The sequence below is a fragment of the Streptomyces sp. NPDC056503 genome (assembly GCF_042794995.1).
Taxonomy (GTDB): Bacteria; Actinomycetota; Actinomycetes; order Streptomycetales; family Streptomycetaceae; genus Streptomyces.
The window spans coordinates 1-22,094 of record NZ_JBHTST010000147.1; the positions used below are offsets into that span (position 1 = coordinate 1).

Below are 22,094 nucleotides of genomic sequence, written 5' to 3' on the forward strand. Positions count from 1 at the left end.
GCCGGACAGAGTGTCCGGCCCCGCGCCGAGGGGCTTACGCCTCCTCGTCGTTCACCCAGCTCATGAGCTTGCGCAGCTCCTTGCCGGTGGTCTCCAGGAGGTGCTGCTCGTCCTGGGTCTTGTACTCGTTGTACTTCTTCAGACCGCCGTGGTACTCGTCCATCCAGTTCTGGGCGAAGGTGCCGTCCTGGATCTCGGTGAGGACCTTCTTCATCTCCGCCTTGGTGTCGGCGGTGATGACGCGCGGGCCGGTGATGTAGTCGCCCCACTCGGCGGTCTCGGAGACGGACCAGCGCATCTTCTCCAGGCCGCCCTCGTACATGAGGTCGACGATGAGCTTCAGCTCGTGGAGGCACTCGAAGTAGGCGATCTCCGGCTGGTAGCCGGCCTCGACGAGGGTCTCGAAGCCCGCCTTGACGAGCGCGGAGGCGCCACCGCAGAGGACGGCCTGCTCGCCGAAGAGGTCGGTCTCGGTCTCCTCGGTGAAGGTGGTCTTGATGACGCCGGCGCGGGTGCCGCCGATCGCCTTGGCGTAGGAGAGGGCGAGCGCGAAGGCGTTGCCGGTGGCGTCCTGCTCGACGGCGGCGATCGCGGGGACGCCGCGGCCCTCCTCGTACTGACGGCGGACCAGGTGGCCCGGGCCCTTCGGGGCGACCAGGGCGACGTCGACGCCGGCCGGGGGCTTGATGAAGCCGAAGCGGACGTTGAAGCCGTGGGCGAAGAAGAGCGCGTCGCCGTCCTGCAGGTTCGGGGCGATGGACTCCTCGTAGACCTTGGCCTGGATCGGGTCCGGGATCAGGATCATGATGAGGTCGGCCTCGGCCGCCGCCTCGGCGGGGGTGACCACGCGCAGGCCCTGCTCCTCGGCCTTGGCCTTGGACTTGGAGCCCTCGTGCAGACCGACGCGGACGTCGACACCCGAGTCGCGGAGCGACAGCGCGTGGGCGTGACCCTGGCTGCCGTAACCGATCACCGCGACCTTGCGGCCCTGGATGATCGAGAGGTCGGCGTCGGCGTCGTAGAACAGCTCGGCCACTGGAATTCTCCTTGAGGTGCTGGTGTTGCGTCCCACCGTACGGCGGGGAGCGGAAGGGAGGTTTTCGGGTCTCGTCAGTCGGACCGCCGGACGGACCGGCGGTCGGCTTCCGGTGACTCTCAGGCGCTGCGGTCGAGTGCCCGCAGGGACCGGTCCGTGATGGACCGGGCGCCACGCCCTATGGCGATGGTGCCCGACTGGACGAGCTCCTTGATGCCGAACTGCTCGAGCATCTTGAGCATGGCCTCCAGCTTGTCGCTCGAACCGGTGGCCTCGATGGTGACGGCCTCGGGCGAGACGTCGACGGTCTTGGCGCGGAAGAGCTTGACGATCTCGACGATCTGGGAGCGGGTCTCGTTGTCGGCGCGGACCTTCACCAGGACGAGCTCGCGCTGGATCGCGGCGCTGGGCTCGAGTTCGACGATCTTCAGGACGTTGACCAGCTTGTTGAGCTGCTTGGTCACCTGCTCCAGGGGCAGGTCCTCGACGCTGACCACGATGGTGATGCGGCTGATGTCGGGGTGCTCGGTGACGCCGACGGCGAGGGAGTCGATGTTGAAGCCGCGGCGGGAGAACAGGGCGGCGATCCGGGCGAGGATGCCGGGCGTGTTCTCGACCAGGACGGAGAGCGTGTGCTTGGTGGACATGTCTGGGTCTCTTCCTTTTTCGCTCTGCTCGCTCAGTCGTCTTCGCCGTCGCCGAAGTCGGGGCGGACGCCCCGCGCGGCCATGACCTCGTCGTTGGAGGTGCCGGCGGCGACCATCGGCCAGACCTGGGCGTCCTCGTGGACGATGAAGTCGACGACGACCGGCCGGTCGTTGATGGCGTTGGCCTCGGCGATGACCTTGTCGAGGTCGTCCGGGGACTCGCAGCGCAGGGCGACACAGCCCATGGCCTCGGACAGCTTCACGAAGTCCGGGACGCGGGTGCCCTTGGCCTCCGGGTTGACGTCGTCCGGGCCGGAGTGCAGGACGGTGTTGGAGTAGCGCTGGTTGTAGAAGAGGGTCTGCCACTGGCGGACCATCCCGAGGGCGCCGTTGTTGATGATGGCGACCTTGATCGGGATGTTGTTCAGGGCGCAGGTGGTGAGCTCCTGATTGGTCATCTGGAAGCAGCCGTCGCCGTCGATCGCCCAGACCGTCCGGTCGGGCGAGCCGGCCTTGGCGCCCATGGCGGCCGGGACGGCGTAGCCCATGGTCCCCAGGCCGCCGGAGTTCAGCCAGGTGGCCGGCTTCTCGTAGTCGATGAAGTGGGCGGCCCACATCTGGTGCTGGCCGACGCCCGCGGTGAAGATGGTGCCCTCGGGGGCGAGCCGGCCGATGCGCTGGATGACCTGCTGCGGGGAGAGGCTGCCGTCCTCCGGCAGGTCGTAGCCGAGCGGGTAGGTCTCGCGCCAGCGGTTCAGGTCGGACCACCAGGCGGAGTAGTCGCCCTGGTTGCCCTCGCTGTGCTCGGCCTGGACGGCCTGGACCAGGTCGGCGATGACCTCGCGGGCGTCACCGACGATCGGGACGTCGGCGGCGCGGTTCTTGCCGATCTCGGCCGGGTCGATGTCCGCGTGGACGATCTTGGCGTACGGGGCGAAGCTGTCGAGCTTGCCGGTGACGCGGTCGTCGAAGCGGGCGCCGAGGGCGACGATCAGGTCGGCCTTCTGGAGCGCGGTGACGGCGGTGACGGAGCCGTGCATACCGGGCATGCCGACGTGCAGCGGGTGGCTGTCGGGGAAGGCGCCGAGGGCCATCAGGGTGGTGGTGACGGGGGCGCCGGTGAGCTCGGCCAGGATCTTCAGCTCGGCCGTGGCACCCGCCTTGATGACGCCGCCGCCGACGTAGAGGACCGGGCGCTTGGCGGCGGCGATGAGCTTCGCGGCCTCGCGGATCTGCTTGGCGTGCGGCTTGGTCACCGGGCGGTAGCCGGGCAGGTCGGTCTGCGGGGGCCAGGAGAAGGTGGTCTTCGCCTGCAGGGCGTCCTTGGCGATGTCGACCAGGACCGGGCCGGGACGGCCGGTGGAGGCGATGTGGAAGGCCTCGGCGATGGTCTTCGCGATGTCCTCGGCCCTGGTGACCAGGAAGTTGTGCTTGGTGATCGGCATGGTGATGCCGACGATGTCCGCCTCCTGGAAGGCGTCGGTGCCGATCGCCTTGGAGGCGACCTGACCGGTGATCGCGACCAGCGGGACCGAGTCCATGTGCGCGTCGGCGATCGGGGTGACCAGGTTGGTCGCGCCGGGACCGGAGGTCGCCATACAGACGCCGACCTTGCCGGTGGCCTGGGCGTAGCCGGTGGCCGCGTGGCCGGCACCCTGCTCGTGGCGGACCAGGATGTGGCGGACCTTCGTGCTGTCCATCATCGGGTCGTACGCGGGGAGGATGCAGCCGCCCGGGATGCCGAAGACGGTGTCCGCACCCACCTCTTCGAGAGAACGGATGAGGGACTGCGCGCCCGTGACGTGCTCGACGGTGGGGGCGGGCGTCGCGCCGCTGCGGGGCCGCGGCTGCGGATGGTGCCCGGTGGCCTGCTCGGTCATCAGCATCTCTTCTCGAAGCAGAGGGTTTTTTGCGGGGGTTTTACGGGGTTTCGCGTCGACTTCCGGGAGAACCGGTGCAACAAAAAACCCCTCGTGCCGGAAGGCAAGCGAGGGGAGCGCGTCGGGTGGTTCTCAGCCGGCCTTCAGGGGCCCGGCTTCAGCCGACGCGCTTTCCAAGTACGAGAATTCGGGTGCGCATGGCACTGACCCTCCCTCTCGGGCCACACCACTGTCAAGTGGGTGGGACGCGCGTCTCATCATGTGAGCTGTTCGGGGGATGGATTCCGCCGCTCCTCGGGACCCGTCCCGGCCGGTACGGAGACGGCTCCGGGCAGTGGGTAGTCGCCCCGCACGAGGGCGCGGCGAAGCCGGTACTCGTCGAGGGGGCCCGAGAAGGCCATGCCCTGCGCGTGCCGGCAGCCCATGGAGCGCAGGGCCAGCACCTGCTCGGGGACGTCGACGCCCTCGGCGACGGTCTGCATGCCCAGCTCGCCGGCGATGCGGAGCACCCCGCTGGTGATCTTGCGGAGCCGGGCGGATTCGACCACTCCTTCGACGAGTGCCCTGTCCAGTTTCAGTATGTCGACCGGCAGGCGCCTGAGCGCGTGGACGGCGACGTGTCCGCTGCCGAAGCCGTCGAGGGCGATCCGCACGCCGAGCCGGCGCAGGGCGACCAGGCGCTGCTCCAGCTCGTCGAGGGGGGTCCGCTGGTCGGTGTCGGCCAGCTCGATGACGAGGGAGCCGGAGGGCAGCCCGTGGCGGGCGAGCAGGGCCTCGACGGAGCCGAGGGGCATCGAGCGGTCGAGCAGCCGGCGGGCGGAGAGCCGGACGGAGACCGGGGCCCGGTGGCCGGCGCCGGCCCGGTCGGCGGCCTGCTCGACGGCCTCCTCCAGGAGCCAGCGGCCCAGCTCCGCGGTGCGCTCCCCGTCGTCGGTGACCCGCAGGTACTCGGCGGGGGTGAAGAGGATGCCCTGGGCGGAGCGCCAGCGGGCCTGCGCGCTGACGGCGGAGACCCGGCCGGTGGCCAGTTCCACGACGGGCTGGTGGAGGAGGGCGAACTCCCCGTCGTGGAGCGCGCTGCGCAGCCGGGCGGCGAGCTCGGTGCGCCGGACGACCTCGGCCTGCATCTGGGGCACGTAGAGCTCGACCCGGTCCTTTCCGCCGGCCTTGGCGCGGTACATGGCGAGGTCCGCGTTGCGCAGCAGGTCGCCGGCGCCGATGCCGGGCTCGGCGAAGGCGACGCCGATGGAGGCGGCGACCCGGACCTCGGTGCCCCCGTCCACGCGGTAGGGGCGGGAGAGGGTGAGCCTGAGGCGGTCGGCGATCTCCTTGACCTGGGTCTCGCGGGCGGCCCGGTCGCGCAGGCCGTCGCCGAGGATGAGGGCGGCGAACTCGTCGCCGCCGAGCCGGGCGGCGGTGTCCCCGGCCCGCACGGCCTCCTGGAGGCGGCGGGCGGCCTGGACGAGGAGGTCGTCCCCGGCCTGGTGGCCGAGCCGGTCGTTGACCGCCTTGAAGCCGTCGAGGTCGATGAAGAGCACGGCGGTGCCGGGGTCCGAGGAGCGGCGGCCGCCGAGGGCCTGTCCGACGCGGTGGGTGAAGAGCGCGCGGTTGGGCAGGTCGGTGAGCGGGTCGTGCTCGGCGTTGTGCTGCAACTGGGCCTGGAGCCGGACGCGCTCGGTGACGTCACGGCTGTTGAAGATCAGACCGCCCTGGTGGCGGTTGACGGTGGACTCGACGTTGAGCCAGTCGCCGGTGCCGGAGCGGAAGCGGCACTCGATGCGGGTGGTGGGCTCCTCGGCGGGCGAGGCGGCGAGGAAGCGGCGCACCTCGTGGACGACGGCGCCGAGGTCCTCGGGGTGGATGAGCGCGGCCAGTTCGGAGCCGATGAGCTCCTCCGCGTCGCGACCGTACACCCCGGTGGCGGCGGGGCTGACGTACCGCAGGACGCCGTTGGGCGCGGCGATCATGATGACGTCGCTGGAGCTCTGCACGAGCGACCTGAAGTGGTTCTCCTTCTGGGCCAGTTCGTGGGTGAGGCCGATGTTGTCGATCAGCATGATGCCCTGGCGGACGACGAGGGCGAGGACGACGGCGCAGCCGGTGAGGACGACGACGCGGTCCACCCGGCGCCCCTCGACGACGTTGTACAGGATGCCGAGGGTGCAGACGGCGGCCGCGAGGTACGGGGTGAGGGCGGCGAGCGAGCCGGCGATGGGCCGGCTGGGCAGCCCCGGGCCCCGGGCCGCCGCCACCTCCGGCGGGCGGTGGACGCCCCAGGGGGCGTACGCGAGCAGCAGGGAGCCGGCGAACCAGCCGGCGTCGAGCAGCTGTCCCGAGACGTAGTTGGCGCGCAGCAGCGGCGAGGTGAAGAGGGCGTCGCAGAGCACGGTGAGGGCGAGCGCGGCGATGGCGGTGTTGACCGCCGAGCGGTTGGCCTGGGAGCGCCGGAAGTGGAGCGCGAGGACCATGCTGACGAGCACGATGTCGAGCAGCGGGTACGCGAGCGACAGTGCGGCCTGGGCCACGGACTCGCCCTGGAAGTGGGCGGTGTGGGCGAGCGCGAGGCTCCAGGAGAGGGTCAGCAGGGACCCGGCGATGAGCCAGGCGTCGAGCCCCAGGCAGACCCAGCCGGCCCGGGTGACGGGCTTCTTGGCGAGGACGAGGAGGCCGACGATGGCGGGCGGGGCGAAGAGTAAGAAGAACAGGTCGGCGACGGAGGACTCGGGGACCTCCTGGCCGCGCACGACCTCGTACCAGCCCCAGACGGCGTTCCCGGCGCCGGCCATGAAGGACGAGAAGGCGAAGAGGAGCCAGGCGGGGCGGGTGCCGCCGCGCTCGGCCCTGGCGTAGAGGAAGCAGGAGACGGCGGCGGTGAAGGCGGCGACGCTCAGCCCGAAGTCGCCCATGACGAGGGCGAGCCGGGGCGAGCCCCAGCCGAGGGCGGCGCCGGTGGTGTAGCCGGCGCAGACGAGGCCGAGGGCGACCTGCGCGAGGAGCGAGCCGGCCCAGGCGGCCGGGCGGTCCGGGCCGGGGGCGGAGTGCTCGGGTCCGGGCAGCCCGGCGACGGGGCCGCGCCGCATCACCGCCGTGGCGCCGGTGGCGCTCACCGCGCTCTCCCGCTCCTCGTCGTGCCCGAAGCCGCCGCCCTCACCGTCCGCCCCGCCGAAGGCGTGCGGACTCCGGGGGCCGGCGGGGGCGTCGGTCTCGCCGCGGCGTGCGGAGGGCACGTCGCGCGCGGGGCGCGCGGGGTCCGGACCGTGCGCGCCGGCATGGGCGTACGCCCCCGGGGCAGTCGCCTCGGGGCAGGGGTCCGGGACGCGGCGCGGGCCCGCGGCGTCGATGGGCGGCGTGCCGTCCAGGCACTCCGCGCGGTGGGGCGCGGCCTGGTCCGGCACCGAACGTGTGAGACCGGCGGCGAGGTGCGGGAGGCGCGCCGGCGGCGTCGCCGCGCCGGACCGTCGGTCCGTCGGCCGTGCTTCACCCGTCACCCCCCTCGGAATCTGATGACCCGTCACTTCGCTCCCCAGCGTCAGCCCGTACACGACGCATGTCCCCCGATCCGGGACGATACACCAGGACCGTCACTCAGGGACAGGGCCGCAGTACTCTCCGTGACGGACAGGGGGCTTGCGTGCGGCGCGTGACGGGGGCGCACGCCGCCCGTGGCGACCTCAGGTGGTGCGGAGGACGTTCGCGAGCTCCTCCCCCGCCGCGTACCGTCCGACCTGTGCCGCGATCAGCCGCTTCGCCCTCGGCATGAACGCCGAGGTGGAACCGCCGACGTGGGGCGTCAGGAGCACACCGGGAGCGTGCCACAGCGGGTGCCCGGCAGGCAGCGGTTCGGGGTCGGTCACGTCGAGCGCCGCCGTGATCCTTCCGCTCTCCACCTCCTTGAGCAGGGCGTTCGTGTCGACCACCGGGCCCCGGGCGACGTTGACGAGCAGCGCCCCGTCCTTCATCCGGGCGAGGAACCCCGCGTCGGCCAGGTGCCGGGTCTCCGGCGTGAGCGGAGTCGAGAGCACCACCACGTCGGCCTCGGGAAGCAGGGCCGGCAGCTCGGCCAGGGCGTGCACGGGGCCGCGGGCCGTGGTGCGCGCGGAGCGTGCGACGCGCGCCACCCGCGCGCACTCGAAGGGCGCGAGCCGGTCCTCGATCGCCGAGCCGATCGATCCGTACCCGACGATCAGGACGGACTTGTCGGCGAGCGCCGGGTAGAAGCCGTCCCGCCACTCCTCGGCGTCCTGGCCGCGCACGAAGCGGGGGATGCCGCGCAGCGAGGCGAGGACGAGGGCGAGGGTGAGTTCGGCGGTGCTGGCCTCGTGGACGCCCTTGGCGTTGCAGACCGAGACGCCGGGGCCGAGGGAACCGAGGCCGGGCACGACGTGGTCGATGCCGGCCGAGAGGGTCTGGACGACGCGCAGCGAGGTCATCGCGGCGAGCGGCCGGACCGCGATCTCGGAGCCCTTCATGTACGGGACGACGTAGAAGCCGCAGTCGGCCGGGTCGGCCGGGAAGTCGGCTCCGCCGTCCCAGAAAAGGTAGTTCAGCCCCGACGCGCCCGGGTCGGGCAGCCCGTCGATCTCGTCGGCGGGGATCGGAAGCCACACGTCAGCGGCGGTGGGTGCGAGTGTCATGACCGGGAGGCTATGCGAAGAATCCCGCGCGCCATTGGTTACTTTGGGGGGCGGCACAGGGAGGGGTAGCGGCACGTGGAGCGCAGGACTATCGGGGCGACGGCGCTCGACGTGGGGGCCATCGGCCTCGGCTGCATGCCGATGAGCTGGGGGTACAGCCGGTCGGAGCAGCGGGGTGACCGCTCGCTGCGGGCCGTGCACGCGGCCCTGGACGCCGGGGTGAGCCTGCTCGACACGGCCGACATGTACGGGCCGTTCACCAACGAACTGCTGCTGGGACGGGTGCTGAAGGAGCGTCGGGCGGACGTCTTCGTGTCGACGAAGTGCGGGCTGCTGGTCGGCGACGGGCACGTGGTCGCCAGCGGGCGGCCGGAGTACGTGCGCCGGGCCTGCGACGCCTCGCTCCGGCGCCTCCAGACGGACGTCCTCGACCTGTACCTCCTGCACCGCGCGGACCCGGAGGTCCCGGTGGAGGAGACCTGGGGCGCGATGGCGGAGCTGGTGGCCGCGGGGAAGGTGCGGGCACTCGGACTGAGCGCGGTCGGCGTACGGCGGACCCGGCGTTCGCGGACCGGAGACCTGTATGAGGGAACGATCCGCCAACTGACCCGCGTGCAGCAGGTGTTCCCGGTGGCGGCGATCCAGGCCGAGCTGTCGGTGTGGGCCCCGGAGGCGCTGGCGCGGCTGCTGCCCTGGTGCGCGGCGCGCGGCGTCGGGCTGCTGGCGGCGATGCCGCTGGGCAGCGGGTTCCTGACCGGGACGCTGACGCCGGGCGGCGGCTTCGAGCCGGACGACCCGCGGGCCAGGCACCCCCGCTTCACCGCCGAGATGATGGCGGCGAACCAGCCGCTGGTGGCCGGGCTGCGGCGGGTGGCCGCGCGGCACGGCGACGCGGTGACCACGGCGCAGGTGGCGCTGGCGTGGGTGCTCGCGCAGGGGCGGCACGTGGTGCCGGTACCGGGGACGAAGCGGGAGCGGTGGGCGGTGGAGAACGCCGGGGCGGCCGGGCTGCGGCTCACGGCCGGCGACCTGGCGGAGCTCGCGGCGCTGCCGGCGGCCCGGGAGTCCTGGCACGAGAGGCCGGCCTGACCCGCGGTTTCGCCGGCGGTTCGGGAAGATCCCGGAAAGTCGGCCGGAGGCGGGAACGCGATCGGGGCGAGCGGTGTATCAAGAGTGGAAGGGATGCCGCTCGACCACTCGCACCGTCGTCGCCGTCGAAGGGGAACCGGATCATGAGCCGTCCTGCTGTACTGAAGGCCCTGGGGGGCGTCGCCGCGCTGGTGCTCGCCGCGGGGTGCTCCCCTGGCGGTGACACCGGTGCGCGGAACACCTCGGCGCCGCCCGGCTCGCCCCCGGCCTCGTCGGCCGCCTCCGCGCCCGAGCGTCCGGCCGGAGACGGGCGGGTGACGGTGGCGGGGACGCTCACCGAGGGGCTGCGCTCGCCCTGGGGGCTGGCCGCGCTGCCCGGCGGGGACCTCCTGGTCTCCTCGCGGGACGAGCGGACGATCACCCGGGTGGACGGGCGGAGCGGGGCGAAGACCTCGCTGGGCGAGGTGCCCGGGGTGGTGCCGGGCGGCGAGGGCGGGCTGATGGGCCTGGCGGTGCGCGAGGGGTGGGTGTACGCGTACCTGACCGCCGGGTCGGACAACCGGATCGTGCGGATGCGGTACGGCGGCGGGGCCGGCGACCGCCTGGGCGCACCGGAGCCGGTGCTCACCGGCATCCCCAAGGGCACGATCCACGACGGCGGGCGGATCGCCTTCGGCCCGGACGGGATGCTCTACGCGGGGACGGGGGAGACGGGCGAGACGGGGCTCGCGCAGGACCGGGAGTCGCTGGGCGGGAAGATCCTGCGGATGACTCCGGAGGGCCGGCCGGCGCCGGGCAATCCCTTCGAGGGCTCGGTGGTCTATTCGTACGGACACCGGAACGTGCAGGGGATCACCTGGGACGCCGAAGGGCGGCTGTGGGCGGCGGAGTTCGGGCAGAACACCTGGGACGAGCTGAACCTGGTCGAGCCGGGACGGAACTACGGCTGGCCGGAGGTCGAGGGGCGGGCGGGGAAGGCCGGGTTCGTGGACCCGGTGGCGCAGTGGCCCACGTCGGAGGCCTCGCCGAGCGGGATCGCCTACACCCGGGGCGCGGTGTGGATGGCGGGGCTGCGGGGCGAGCGGCTGTGGCGGATCCCGCTGTCGGGGCCGGAGCGGTCCGGGGAGCCGGAGGCGTTCCTGAGCGGTGAGTACGGGCGGCTGCGGACGGTCCTCGCGGACGGGGACGGGCGGCTGTGGCTGGTGACGAGCGAGACGGACACCCGGGGCACGCCCGAGGCCGGGGACGACCGGATCCTGCGGCTCGACGTGAGATGACGGCCCCGGCCCGGGAAGGCGGTGTACGGGGCCGGGGCGCTCCTTCGGCGCGGGTCAGCGGGTGGTGTCGAGGAGGTGGAGGCGGTGGGCGAGCGCGGCGGCCTCGCCGCGGCCGGAGACTCCGAGCTTGGCCAGGATGTTGGAGACGTGGACGCTGGCCGTCTTGGGTGAGATGAAGAGTTCCTCGGCGATCTGCCGGTTGGTGCGGCCGACCGCGACCAGACCCAGGACGTCCTGTTCGCGGGGGGTCAGGCCGAAGGCGTCGGCCTCGGGCTCGGGCTCGGCCTCCGGGGCGCCGGAGCGGGGGTCGGCGGTGAGGGGGACGCGGGCCCGGGCGGCGAGCAGTTCGACGTCCTCGCGGAGAGGGCGGGCGCCGAGGGCGACGGCGGTGGCGTGGGCCTGCCGGAGCAGGGCCGTGGCCTCCTCGCGCCGGCCGCCCTCGGTGAGGAGGGCGTCGGCGAACCGGTGGCGGACGCGGGCCAGCGGATAGGGCCGGCCGAGCGGGGCCCAGGCCTCGACGGCCTCCGCCCAGCGGGCGGCGGTCTCGCGGCCCTCGGCGCGGGCCAGCTCCTCGGCGACCTGGGCCGAGTGGGCGGCCCAGACGGGGGCGGGGGCGGCGAGGGCGCGGACGCAGCGGCGGATGACGGCCAGCGCCTGGTCGCGGCCCTCCTCGGCGGCGGGCAGGCCGCGGCTGTCGGCCTCGGCGGTGACGGCGGCGAGGACGAGGGGCCAGCCGTAGCGGTGGGTGCCGGGCGGGAAGCCGGCGTCGGCGGCGGCCACGAGGCGGGCGCGGACGTCGGCGAGGCGGCCCTCGGCGGCGGCCGCGGTGGCGTCGATGCCGGCCAGCGGCAGGGTGTACTGCGGGATGGGGTCGCGGGTGCCGTAGACGGCTCGGGCCTCGTCGAGGTGGCGCAGGGCGGTGGTCGTCTCGCCCCGGGCGACGGCGATCTGGGCGAGCCGCAGGTGGGCGGAGGCACGGGGCTTGGTGCTGGTGTTGGAGGAGAGGAGGCGTTCGGCCTCGGCGCGGGCCTCGTCCCAGCGGCCGAGGGAGTGGAGGGACTCGGCCTTGTTGCCGCGGATCCAGCCGGCGGATTCGACCAGGCCGCGGGCGCGGGTGAGTTCGAGGCCGGCGTCGGCGAGTTCGACGGCCTCGGCGGAGCGGCCGAGGGACTCCAGGGCGGAGGCGAGGTTGATGTGGGCCCGGGCGGCCTCGTGGAACTGGCCGAGCGCGGTGGTCCGTTCGCGGACCGCGTGCATCTCGGCGAGGCCGGCCTCGCGTTCGCCGGCGGCGACCATGATGGTGCCGAGGGTGAGGCGGGCGTTGAGTTCGGTCGCCTCGGCCTTGACCAGGCGGGCGTACTCGACGGCGCGTTCGGCGGCGGCGAGGGCGTCGGGGCCGGGGCTGCGGAGCATGCCCCAGCCGGCGGCGCCGGCCAGGACGGTGGCGTGGACGGCGGAGGGCGGCAGGCCCTTGACGAGTTCCTGGGCGCGGGAGATCTCGGCCCAGCCATCGCCGCGGCCGAGGTTGGACTGGAGCCGGGCCTGTTCGGCCCAGAACCAGGCGGCGCGCAGCGGGTCGTGCTCCTCGTCGCCGTCGAGGAGGCGGAGGGCCATCTTGCCGATCTTGAGGGCGCGTTCGCGTTCGCCGCAGAGGCGGGCGGCGACGGCGGCCTCGGCGAGCAGGTCGAGGTGGCGCAGCGGGGTGGTCTCGGGGTCGCAGCCGCAGGCCGGGTAGGACTCGGCGTAGTCGATGGGGCGCAGGCCGGCCCGGACCTCGGCGGGGGCCTCGTCCCAGAGCTCCATGGCCCGTTCGAGGAGGCGGAGCTGTTCGGCGTAGGCGTGGCGCTTGCGGGTGGCGACGGAGGCGTCGAGGACGGCGGGGAGGGCCTTGGCCGGGTCGTGGGCGTGGTACCAGTACGTGGCCAGGCGGGTGGCCCGCTCCTCGGGACGGACGAGGCCGGGGTCGGCCTCCAGGGCCTCGGCGTAGCGGCGATTGAGGCGGGAGCGTTCGCCGGGCAGGAGGTCGTCGCTGACGGCCTCGCGGACCAGGGAGTGGCGGAAGCGGTAGCCGTCGCCGTCGGGGACGGCGAGCAGGAGGTTGGCGCCGACGGCGGCGCGCAGGGCCTCGATGAGGTCGTCCTCGGCGAGGCGGGAGACGGCGCCGAGGAGGCCGTGCTCGACGGTGGAGCCGCCCTCGGCGATGATCCGGGCGACCCGCTGGGCGTCCTCGGGGAGGGCCTCGACGCGGACCAGGAGCAGGTCGCGGAGGGAGTCGCTGAGCGGGTTCGTGCCGTCGCCGCAGGAGCGGGAGGCGACGAGTTCCTCGACGAAGAAGGCGTTGCCGTCGGAGCGGTCGAAGATCTCGTCGACGAGGCCGGGGGCGGGTTCGGCGGCGAGGATGCCGGTGAGCTGGCGGTGCACCTCGGTGCGGGTGAAGCGGGAGAGCTCGATGCGGCGGATGGTGCGCATCCGGTCGAGTTCGGCGAGGAGGGGGCGCAGCGGGTGGCGGCGGTGGATGTCGTCGGCGCGGTAGGTGGCGACGACCACGATCCGGCCGCGGCGCAGGGTGCGCAGCAGGTAGGTGAGGAGGTGGCGGGTGGAGGTGTCGGCCCAGTGGAGGTCTTCGAGGACGAGGACGAGGGTGCGGTCGGCGGCGAGCCGTTCCAGGAGGCGGACGGTGAGCTCGAAGAGGCGGGCGGTGGCGTCCTCGTCGCCGGAGTCGGCGCCGCCGGGGTCGCCGAGCTCGGGGAGGAGGCGGGCCAGCTCGCCCTCGTGGCCGTCGGCGGCGGCGGTGAGCTCGTCGGGGAGGCGGCGGCGCAGGGAGCGCAGGGCGGTGGAGAAGGGGGCGAAGGGGAGTCCGTCGGCGCCGAGCTCCACGCAGCCGCCGAGGGCGACGACGGCGCCGGCGTCGCAGGCCGCGTCGCGGAACTCCTCGACGAGCCGGGTCTTGCCGACGCCGGCCTCGCCGGCGACGAGGAGCGCCTGGGGCTCCCCCGCGGTCGCGCGGGAGAGCGCCTCGGTGAGGGCGGTGAGTTCGCCGGCGCGGCCGACGAAGACGGGACTGACGGACCTGGTCTCCACGGCGCCGAGCATCGCACAGGCGCCGCGCGGGTCGCTCATACGGGGGTCACGCGACCTGGGCGTAGCGGTCCCTGCCGGCGCTCACCCGCCCCTCGGGTTCCTGGCGTCCGGCCCGGCGGACGGCCTTGGCGGCGCGGGCGGCCTCGCGGCCGAGGCGCTGGGCGGCGGCCTCGCGGACCAGCTCGGCGTGGGCGGCGCGGTGGAGTTCGTACGCGAACATGGGGTGCTCCCTGGGCTGTGGTGTCGGTATCGCTCCTTGCGATGCCTCTACCTTCCTCGCCCAGTCGGTGCCGGGGCATCGGGCGAGTGCCGCATGTTCGGGGTACGGGGGGCCTTAGGGAGGGCCGGGGGGCGCCTTAGGGAGGGGCCCCTTCCGGCTCAGACCGAGTCCTCGGTGATGCGTACGGTCTCGCGCTGGGCGGGAATCCTGGCGCGGGCGTCGGCGGCGACCCGGCATTCCGGGGGCTCGATGCTGATCCGGGGCAGGATCCGGTCGAGGCGGCGCGGCAGCCACCAGTTGGCGCCGCCGAGCATGTGCATGAGCGCGGGGACGAGGAGGGTGCGCAGGACGAAGGCGTCGAGGGCGACGGCGGCGGCGAGGGCGATGCCGAACATCGCGATGACCCGGTCGCCGGAGAGGACGAAGGCGAGGAAGACCGAGATCATGATGACCGCGGCGGAGTTGATCACCCGGCTGGTCTCGGCGAGGCCGACCCGGACCGCCCGCCGGTTGTCGCCGGTCTCCAGCCACTCCTCGTACATCCGGCTGACCAGGAAGACCTGGTAGTCCATGGAGAGGCCGAAGAGGACCGAGACCATGATCACGGGGAGGAAGGGCTCGATCGGGCCGGCGCTGCCGAGGCCGAGGAGTTCGCTGCCCCAGCCCCACTGGAAGATCGCGACGACGATGCCGAAGGCGGCGGCGACGGCGGCGATGTTCATGACGGCGGCCTTCAGCGGGATGCCGATGGACCGGAAGGCGAGCAGCAGGAGCAGGCAGCCGAGGGCGACGACGGCGCCGACGAAGAGCGGCAGCTTGCCGACGATGATCTCGGCGAAGTCGTCGTACGAGGCGGTGATCCCGCCGACCTGGACGTCCAGGGAGGTGCCGGTCTCGGCGGCCGGGACGACGTCCTGGCGGAGCCGGTCGACGAGGTCGCTGGTGGCCTTCGACTGCGGCGAGGAGTCGGGGACGACGGTGAGGAGGGCGGTGTCGCCGGAGCCGTTGTAGGTGACCGGGGAGACGGAGGCGACGCCCTTGGTGGCGGCGAGCGCGGCCGGCAGCTGGTCGAGGGCGACCCGGTCGTCGGCGCCGTCGAGGCCGGCGACGAGCGTGAGCGGGCCGTTGACGCCGGGCCCGAAACCGTCGGCGAGGAGGTCGTACGCCTGTCGGGTCGTGGAGGCGGCCGGGTTGTTGCCCTGGTCGGAGGTGCCGAGGTGGAGCGAGAGCGTCGGCAGGGCGAGCACGGCCATGACGACGGCGGCGACGGCCCCGAGGAGCTTGGGGTGGCGCTCGACGAAGGCGGACCAGCGGGCGGCGAAGCCGGTGGGCAGCTCGGGCTGCGGGCCGTGCTCCGCGAGGGCGCGCCGCTCGCGCCGGGAGAGGGCGCGCATGCCGATGAGGGAGAGCAGCGCGGGCAGCAGGGTGACGGAGGCGGCGACGGTGAGGACGACGGTGAGGGAGGCGGCGATCGCGACGCCGTTGAGGAAGCTCAGCCGGAGGATGAGCATGCCGAGGAGGGCGATGCAGACGGTGGCGCCCGCGAAGACGACGGCCCTGCCGGTGGTGGCGACGGCGGTCTCGGCCGCCTCGGCGACGCTCAGGCCGCGTTTCAGGCCCTTGCGGTGCCGGGTGACGATGAAGAGGGCGTAGTCGATGCCGACGCCGAGGCCGACGAGCATGCCGAGCATGGGGGCGAAGTCGGCGACCGTCATCAGGTGGCCGAGGAGCACGATCCCGGAGTAGGCGATGCCGACGCTGACCAGGGCGGTGGCGATGGGCAGCAGGGAGGCGGCGAGGGAGCCGAAGGCGAGGAAGAGGACGACGGCGGCGACGGCGACTCCGACGGCCTCGGCGACGTGTCCGCCGGGGGCCTCGGTGAGGGCGACGGCGCTGCCGCCGAGCTCCACCTGGAGCCCTTCGGTCCCGGCGGCCTTCGCGGTGTCGACGAGGGCCCGCGCCTGCTCGACGGGGATGTCGTCGGCCTGCTCGCGGAAGGTCACGGTGGCGTAGGCGGTGCGCCCGTCCTCGCTGACCTGGCCGGGTGCGGCCCCGCCCCCGTACGGGGAGGTGACGGCGGCGACGCCGGGGAGGGCGGAGACCTTCTCCAGCATGGGCGCGACGCGTTCCTGGACGGCGTCGGCGCGGACGCTGCCGCGCTCGGTGTGCCAGACGATGGTGTCGGTGTCGCCGCCGAGCCCCTGGAAGCCTCGGTCGAGGAGGGCGGTGGCGCGTCCCGACTCGGTGCCGGGCACCTCGTAGTCGTTGGAGTACGCGCTGCCGGCGAAGGCCGCGGCGCCACCGATCCCGACGAGGGCGAGGACCCACAGGAGGACGGCGACGAGGCGGTGCCGGATGAACCACCGTGCGATGGCTGCCAAGACGTGCTCCCTGCCTGGATCGGTGCTCGCAGCCCACTCTCGCAGCCAAACGTGATCGTTTGCCCGTTTCGTGTCGATCCTCACAGGGTGCGGGAATGCCCCCGCTACCGCCCGCCAGCGGGGCGCTACTGGCGGGCGGAACCTCCGGCGCACCGGAGCTCGCTCTGGGCGAAGGTCATGAAATCTTTCATTAGCTCCGGCAAGGCGGCCTGGAGCTTGGATGTGTCGGGCGGGTCACTCAGGGAGATCCTCAGCTCGATGTACTGTCCCGGAGATTTGGGATTCTTCGCCGGTTCACAGGCGAAATAGGAGGCAGCACCTGTGTCCCAGACGATTCCCTTGTCCCCCACATCGAGCGGCTCGGGGTCAGCGGAGTCCCACGACGTCCAGTCCACGGCGTCTTCGAATTCCTGGAAATCGGCGACGGCCTGGAACCTTGTCCGCCCATCGATGTAGAGCGTGCAGGTCTGGGAGTCGATGTCCTCTGTCAGAACGAAGGGCCGGCCGGCCAGGCGTGAGAACTCTGCCTTGTCACCGGGCGGCAGGAGGGGGGCCACATCGCCGCCGGCGAACGCTCCGCCCCAGCAGATGCGCTCGGGAAGCGTCGGGACGGCCTTCGGCTCGCTCTCCGTGCAACCGGCCAGAAGACCTGCCGCGACCACGGCTGTCGACACCGCTGCGGCAGTGCGAAGGAAGCGGCTCATGATCATTTCTCCCCGGAGATCCGGACGACTGCGAAATCGCGACCGATGGAGTGGGCCGACGCCGTCTCGGTCGAGGCGGAACCCTTGTAGTCATCGATCTGATCTTTTGTGAGCCCGGCCGCCTTCCCAGCCCGTTCCACGGCGCTCGCGGCAGAATCCTTGGCGGACTCCTCGGCGTCCGCATAGCCCGACGCGGCTTCATGGCGGGCTTCAGTCGACGTATCCTTCTCCGCCCCCTTCACGGCCGACTCGGTGATGTCCTCCTTGATCCAGCCGATGACGTCACCGCCCACGGGCAGCATCTCGACGTACTTGGCCCCCACGAGGTCGATCACGCGGTTCGTCCACTTCGCATTGTCCGCGACGCCCTCGTTGAATTCCTTGTCCGCACGGGCCGCGGCATCGATCGTCGCCTGGGCCCTCGCCTCGCTCATCATGCCCGCGATCTCCCCGCCCGGGTGGACGGCGTTCCGCACGGCCTCGCCCGTGTCGGCGTACTTCTCCGGGTTCTGGAAGACGTCGGAGACGAGCGCGGTGGTGAACGCCTGCTGGGCGTTGGTGATCGCTCCGTAGGCGTCGGGGTCCTGGCCGACCGCGCCGAGGAACAGTGCCATCTTGTCCTTCTCGAACTCCGCCCTCTCGCCGAAGGGCTTGATCCGGTCCGCACCGTTCTCGGCGGTGGCCTGGAGGTCCGGCATGTACTCGGCGGCCATGTTGCCGAGGTTCGGGGCGATGCCGGCGAGCGGGCCGTCGTCGACGGCGAGCTCGGGCGAGGTGCCGATCTTCTCGACGACCTTCTCCATGACGCTCGCCATGGTCTTGGAGTGCTCCACGGGCTTCGCGCTCTCGTCGCCGGGGACGCGGCCGGTGACCGCGGCCTCCAGGGCGTTGCCCGTGGCCGCCTGGCCGGGGTGCTGCTCGCCGCCGGAGACCGTGTCGTAGTAGTCGTCCGTGGGCTTCTTGTCGAGCATGTAGTCGACGACGCTCTTCGCGTCCTTGCCCGTGAGCTCCTCGTCCGCCAGCGTGACGATGCCGTCCTTGTTCGTGTCCGAGCGGAGCTGCTCGTCGAAGAAGGTCGCGGAGGCATCCGGATTGTTGGCCATCGCCTCCATGAGGCCGGTGAGGGGGTTGAAACCCTTGCCGCCGGTCTCGTCGAGGTTGATGCGCTGGTCCATGCTCCTGGGCAGGGACTCGGACCAGACGCCGGGCTTCTCCCGGTCCATGGCGACCATGTCCCGGCCGACGGACACCAGGAAGTCCTTGTCGTACGTGCCGTCCCGGAGGAGGCCGCTCAGGGCCTGGTAGCCGTAGATCTGCGAGAAGCCGACGCCCTGGACGTCGAGCTGCTTGCGACCGGACTTCATCAGCTCGCTCGTCCACACGGCGTCGAGGTGGTTCGGGGTCGACTTCTGGGTGGCGAGGCCGAGCATGGCGCCCATGTCGGACTGGATGTTGCGGACCATGTCGACGCGGTCCTTGCCGGCCGGGCCGAGGGACGTGGAGTTCAGCGACATCTCCGCATAGGCGTCGAGCGTGGCCGCGGGGCCCACCCAGCGGTAGAAGCCGGTCGCGAACTCGGGGTCGTTCCTGTTGTCGTCGAGGAGGTCTTCGAGCTCCTTCAGCTCGGCCACGTTCCGCGCCGTGCCGCCTTCGCCGCTGACCTTCTTCAGCAGCTCCGCGGCCCGGGCCACCTGCTCCTCGTCGAGGCTCTTGTACGTGGGGGCAGTGAAGTCGTGGTCGTCCTTCACGTTCGCCGCGAGCGCGCGCCGCAGCGAGTCGTCGGCGTCGGCGCAGTCCTCGACGAGGCGGTCGATCTTCCGCTGCCAGGCTGCCACGGCCTCCTTCTGCTTGCGCACGTCCGCGGCGTAGCCCTGCCGGTCCGGGTCGTGGCGTGCCGTCACGTCCTTCTCCAGGTCGTGCCGCGGGGTGACCTGGCCCTTCGCGTCGACGTGGACGCCGGCGGCCGGACCCTCCTCGTCCCTGATCCTGACGAGGGAGTCCCGAGCGGCCAGGAATGAGGCGTGGGCGTCGGCGAGCAGCAGCTGGATGCCCTTCGCCTGCGCCTCGGCGTCCTCGAACTCCTTGGCCGTCTTGGCGACGAAGGGCCGGGTGACGTCGGAGTTGACGCCCTGCCACTGGGCCTTGTCGGTCTTGGCCTTCATGCCTTCGCGGGCGTCGGTGGCGAGCGTCTTCAGCTTGGTGGCCATCTCCGACCAGTCGTCCGCGGCCTGCTTCAGCTTGGCGACGGGCGCGTTGACGACGTCCTCGAATGTCAGCACGGCGATTCCCCCGGATCCTCTACTTGAAGTACTCGTCGATCTTGGACGTGGAGAGCAGTTGGCCTCCGATGTCCGCGTCGTCCTTGGCGTGGACGGACTTGCTGTAGTCGAGGTGGTTGGAGATCCGGGCGCAGGCGTCCAGGAGCGTGCGCAGCTGGCTGTTCCACCGGTCGTGCACCTTCAACAGCTCCGAGCCGCTGGTGAAGTTGCCGTTCGTGAGGGCGATCGACGCGTCGAAGGTCGAGGGCCGGGCGTGGTCGCCGTCCCGGGAGAGCCGTCCGTACAGCAGGTACGCCTCGTGGCCGATCGCCCCGAGGTCGTCCTGGTTCACCACCAGATCCGCCGAACCCGCGGTGGCTCCGGCATTTCCGTCAAGTCCGTTCAGGCGCATCTCCGTCGGACGCCCCTCTGCGGTGGCGTACTTGAGCTTCTCCCACTCGTCCCAGGACATCGGACCCCCTCCTTCGGCCGGACGGGCATTCTAGTCGGCGCGCGTCGATCACTTCACGGAAGCAACAGGCATCCCTCGCCCTCGACCGCCCTTTTGTCCGCTTGCACCCCTTCCGCAGCACGAAGTGCGTGCGCGGTCGCGAACGGGGGAAGGTGGCGGGGCGGGTTTGTGTCGCGGGCGGATAACCAGGGGGTTTCACTTCTCTCGGGCGGGGACTGTTCGGTTGACCCCGGATCCTCTCGGGCGGCAAGCTGACCCCCTGTCATTCACTGTGCCTTGGGGGAACGTTGAGCAAGTCGGCACACCACATCGGACCTGACTCCGCACCGGACCGCTACCGGCTGCTCCGCTCCATCGGACGCGGCGGCGAGGCGGTGCTCTATCTCGCGGAGATCGAGCTCGCGGGCGGTACCGAGCCGGTCGTCGTCAAGGTCCTCGACTCGAAGACGACGATCACGCCCGAGATCTTCGAGCGGGTCAGCCGCAAGTGGAACGAGCAGGCCGAGCTGCTGCGCTTCGTCAGCCGCCCCGGCGTCGTCGGCGTGCGCGAGCACTTCCAGGGCTCGCCGATCCACGCGCCCGGCGAGTCCGGCACCCTCACCGGCCGGGCCCTCGTCCTCGTCATGAACCACGTCGACGGCCTCGACCTGCGCGACTGGCGCGCCGAGCGGACGCTGACCACCCCCGCCGAGCGGCGTGAGGTCATGCGGACGCTGGAGCAGCTCGCCGACGTCCTCGACTGGCTGCACTCCGGCAAGGCCACGCCGTCCGGCCGGACCGTCGTCCACGGCGACCTCTCGCCCGGCAACGTGATGGTCGACGAGCACGGCCAGGCCACCCTCGTCGACTTCGGTCTCAGCAAGCTGACCGCCGACCACCAGACCGCCGAGGTGTGGTTCACCCCCGGCTACGCGGCGCCGGAGATCTTCGAGGGCAAGCGGACCCCGTCCACCGACCGGTACGCCTTCGGGGCCATCGCCTACTTCCTGCTGAGCGGTCAGTCCCCGCCGGCCACGCCCGAGCAGCTGGCGGCGGCCTTCGGCGCCGTGCCGCAGATCGCCGGGCTGCCCGAGGACCAGCGCCGGAAGGTGCTGGCGATCGCCGCCGCCGACCCGGACAGGCGACCGCTGTCGCTGTCGTCGTGGGTGAAGGAGGTCCGGCACGGGGTGGTCTCCACCACGACCACCTCCCGCCCGGCGACCCCGCAGGACGCGGTCCCGCCGCGTCCGGCCGACGCCCCGGCCGTGCCCCCGCTCCCCGCGGCCCCGCCGGTCGGCCCCCCGCCCGCCGAGCCACCGGCCGCCGCGCCCCAGGACGCGGCTCCCCAGGACGCCGCCCCGACGCCCCCGCCGACCCAGCCCCCGGTCTCCGCACCCACGCCCGCACCCGCCCCCGTGCCCGTCCCGGCTCCGGACCCCGCGCCGGCCCCCGCCACGCAGGCGCCCGCCGACACGCCCCCGACGGGCTTCGGCGCGCCCGCGCCGACCCCGGCCGCGCCCGTCGGCTACGACGCCGGGCAGGGCGCGTACGGTCCGCCGACCACCGGCGTGCCGACGTACGGCGGGCCGGGCTACGGCGGCCAGGGGTACGGGGCGCCGACGGCCGGGATGCCCACCGTGGGCGGACCCGGCGGACCCGGCGGACCGACCGGCCCCCGGCCGCAGCGGTCACCGGAGCCTCGCAGGCGCCGCAAGGGGCCGCTGATCGGCGCCGTCGCGGGCGTCCTGCTGGTCGCCGTCCTCGCGGTGGCGGGCATCAAGCTGCTCGGCGACAAGAAGGACAAGGACGCCAAGAACGACCAGGCGGGTCCGTCCGCCACGACGTCCGCGCCGGTGACGGCCGGCGCCACCTCCGAGGAGCCCACCGAGGAACCGACCACCGACGCGCCGTCGGAGGAGCCGAGCACGGAGGCGCCCTCGGAGGAGGCGACCGCCGACCCGACCGACAGCGGCAGCCCGTCGATCGACCCCGGGTCCGTGCCGGACGCGAAGGAGGCCGACCTCACCACCCTCGCCTCCGTCAGCGATCCCGACCACTTCGACATCGGCAGCGCGAAGATCAACACCACCGAGTACGGCTCCGCCCTGATCGGCGACTGCTACTACGGCGGCTACGTCGAATACGACCTGAACCGGGAGTGGAAGACCTTCCAGTTCACCGCCGGCATCGATGACGGCTCCAAGATCGAGACCGCGCGGGTCGTGATCTCGGTCGACGACAAGCCCGCGCTCTTCAACGAGACCGTGCACCTGGGCAGGCCGATCACCAAGAGCCTGAACATCGAAGGGGCGCTGCGGCTCCGCCTCAAGATCGAGGAGACCTGCACCGACTCCGGGAGCGGCATCATCGCGGCCCCGATGCTCAAGCGGTAGCCCATACGACACGAGGGCGGCCCCGCACCGAAGAGTTCCGGTG

General features: G+C 72.6%; 13 protein-coding genes and 1 pseudogene. 3 read left to right on the forward strand and 11 right to left on the reverse strand.

Annotation, left to right across the window (positions count from 1 at the left end; translation table 11 throughout):
- Positions 1 to 34: 34 nt before the first annotated feature.
- The 5 genes and pseudogenes from ilvC to ACFQ8C_RS31260 all read right to left on the reverse strand — a co-directional run bounded on the left by ilvC (position 35) and on the right by ACFQ8C_RS31260 (position 8,197).
- Positions 35 to 1,036, reverse strand: coding sequence for a ketol-acid reductoisomerase (ilvC, locus tag ACFQ8C_RS31240; protein WP_383464034.1), 1,002 nt, complete (start codon positions 1,034 to 1,036; stop codon positions 35 to 37).
- A gap of 119 nt (positions 1,037 to 1,155) precedes the next feature.
- Positions 1,156 to 1,683 carry an acetolactate synthase small subunit gene (gene ilvN, locus ACFQ8C_RS31245; RefSeq protein ID WP_383464037.1) on the reverse strand — a complete coding sequence of 176 codons (528 nt, stop codon included), beginning with the start codon at positions 1,681 to 1,683 and terminating at the stop codon, positions 1,156 to 1,158.
- A 32-nt stretch (positions 1,684 to 1,715) separates the two neighbouring features.
- Positions 1,716 to 3,569, reverse strand: coding sequence for an acetolactate synthase large subunit (locus ACFQ8C_RS31250; protein WP_383464039.1), 1,854 nt, complete (start codon positions 3,567 to 3,569; stop codon positions 1,716 to 1,718).
- A gap of 226 nt (positions 3,570 to 3,795) precedes the next feature.
- Positions 3,796 to 6,643, reverse strand: a pseudogene (locus ACFQ8C_RS31255) (putative bifunctional diguanylate cyclase/phosphodiesterase).
- Between the two features lie 591 nt (positions 6,644 to 7,234).
- Positions 7,235 to 8,197, reverse strand: a complete 963-nt coding sequence (locus ACFQ8C_RS31260) for a 2-hydroxyacid dehydrogenase (RefSeq protein ID WP_383464041.1) — start codon at positions 8,195 to 8,197, stop codon at positions 7,235 to 7,237.
- A gap of 75 nt (positions 8,198 to 8,272) precedes the next feature.
- Here ACFQ8C_RS31260 and ACFQ8C_RS31265 point away from each other — a divergent pair, with 75 nt between their 5' ends.
- Positions 8,273 to 9,286, forward strand: coding sequence for an aldo/keto reductase (locus ACFQ8C_RS31265; RefSeq protein WP_383464044.1), 1,014 nt, complete (start codon positions 8,273 to 8,275; stop codon positions 9,284 to 9,286).
- Between the two features lie 143 nt (positions 9,287 to 9,429).
- Positions 9,430 to 10,563 carry a PQQ-dependent sugar dehydrogenase gene (locus ACFQ8C_RS31270; protein WP_383464047.1) on the forward strand — a complete coding sequence of 378 codons (1,134 nt, stop codon included), beginning with the start codon at positions 9,430 to 9,432 and terminating at the stop codon, positions 10,561 to 10,563.
- Between the two features lie 54 nt (positions 10,564 to 10,617).
- Here the strand turns inward: ACFQ8C_RS31270 and ACFQ8C_RS31275 are convergent, their stop codons facing one another.
- From ACFQ8C_RS31275 to ACFQ8C_RS31300, 6 genes are all read right to left on the reverse strand, one after another.
- Positions 10,618 to 13,683 (reverse strand): AAA family ATPase, encoded by a 3,066-nt coding sequence (locus ACFQ8C_RS31275; protein ID WP_383464049.1) that lies wholly within the window; start codon positions 13,681 to 13,683, stop codon positions 10,618 to 10,620.
- A gap of 7 nt (positions 13,684 to 13,690) precedes the next feature.
- The gene (locus tag ACFQ8C_RS31280; protein ID WP_383464052.1) at positions 13,691 to 13,864 is read right to left on the reverse strand and encodes a hypothetical protein; all 174 of its coding nucleotides are present in this window, start codon (positions 13,862 to 13,864) and stop codon (positions 13,691 to 13,693) included.
- Between the two features lie 158 nt (positions 13,865 to 14,022).
- The gene (locus ACFQ8C_RS31285; protein ID WP_383464055.1) at positions 14,023 to 16,245 is read right to left on the reverse strand and encodes an MMPL family transporter; all 2,223 of its coding nucleotides are present in this window, start codon (positions 16,243 to 16,245) and stop codon (positions 14,023 to 14,025) included.
- A 125-nt stretch (positions 16,246 to 16,370) separates the two neighbouring features.
- Positions 16,371 to 16,949, reverse strand: a complete 579-nt coding sequence (locus ACFQ8C_RS31290) for a hypothetical protein (RefSeq protein ID WP_383464057.1) — start codon at positions 16,947 to 16,949, stop codon at positions 16,371 to 16,373.
- Between the two features lie 2 nt (positions 16,950 to 16,951).
- The gene (locus ACFQ8C_RS31295; RefSeq protein ID WP_383464059.1) at positions 16,952 to 19,228 is read right to left on the reverse strand and encodes a DUF6571 family protein; all 2,277 of its coding nucleotides are present in this window, start codon (positions 19,226 to 19,228) and stop codon (positions 16,952 to 16,954) included.
- Positions 19,229 to 19,247: 19 nt separating this feature from the next.
- Positions 19,248 to 19,679: a hypothetical protein gene (locus tag ACFQ8C_RS31300; RefSeq protein ID WP_383464062.1), complete on the reverse strand. Its 432-nt coding sequence runs from the start codon at positions 19,677 to 19,679 to the stop codon at positions 19,248 to 19,250.
- A 287-nt stretch (positions 19,680 to 19,966) separates the two neighbouring features.
- On the opposite strand from ACFQ8C_RS31300, the gene ACFQ8C_RS31305 reads away from it, so the two are divergent.
- Complete coding sequence (locus tag ACFQ8C_RS31305) at positions 19,967 to 22,051, forward strand: protein kinase (RefSeq protein ID WP_383464065.1); 2,085 nt, start codon at positions 19,967 to 19,969, stop codon at positions 22,049 to 22,051.
- The last annotated feature ends 43 nt before the right edge of the window (positions 22,052 to 22,094 follow it).

Excerpts from the sequence above, each read along its gene's own strand:
- ilvN (WP_383464037.1), bottom strand. The coding sequence starts at position 1,683 with ATGTCCACCAAGCACACGCTCTCCGTCCTGGTCGAGAACACGCCCGGC.
- ACFQ8C_RS31250 (WP_383464039.1), bottom strand. The coding sequence starts at position 3,569 with ATGCTGATGACCGAGCAGGCCACCGGGCACCATCCGCAGCCGCGGCCC.
- ACFQ8C_RS31260 (WP_383464041.1), bottom strand. The coding sequence starts at position 8,197 with ATGACACTCGCACCCACCGCCGCTGACGTGTGGCTTCCGATCCCCGCC.
- ACFQ8C_RS31270 (WP_383464047.1), top strand. The coding sequence starts at position 9,430 with ATGAGCCGTCCTGCTGTACTGAAGGCCCTGGGGGGCGTCGCCGCGCTG.
- ACFQ8C_RS31275 (WP_383464049.1), bottom strand. The coding sequence starts at position 13,683 with ATGAGCGACCCGCGCGGCGCCTGTGCGATGCTCGGCGCCGTGGAGACC.
- ACFQ8C_RS31280 (WP_383464052.1), bottom strand. The coding sequence starts at position 13,864 with ATGTTCGCGTACGAACTCCACCGCGCCGCCCACGCCGAGCTGGTCCGC.
- ACFQ8C_RS31290 (WP_383464057.1), bottom strand. The coding sequence starts at position 16,949 with ATGAGCCGCTTCCTTCGCACTGCCGCAGCGGTGTCGACAGCCGTGGTC.
- ACFQ8C_RS31300 (WP_383464062.1), bottom strand. The coding sequence starts at position 19,679 with ATGTCCTGGGACGAGTGGGAGAAGCTCAAGTACGCCACCGCAGAGGGG.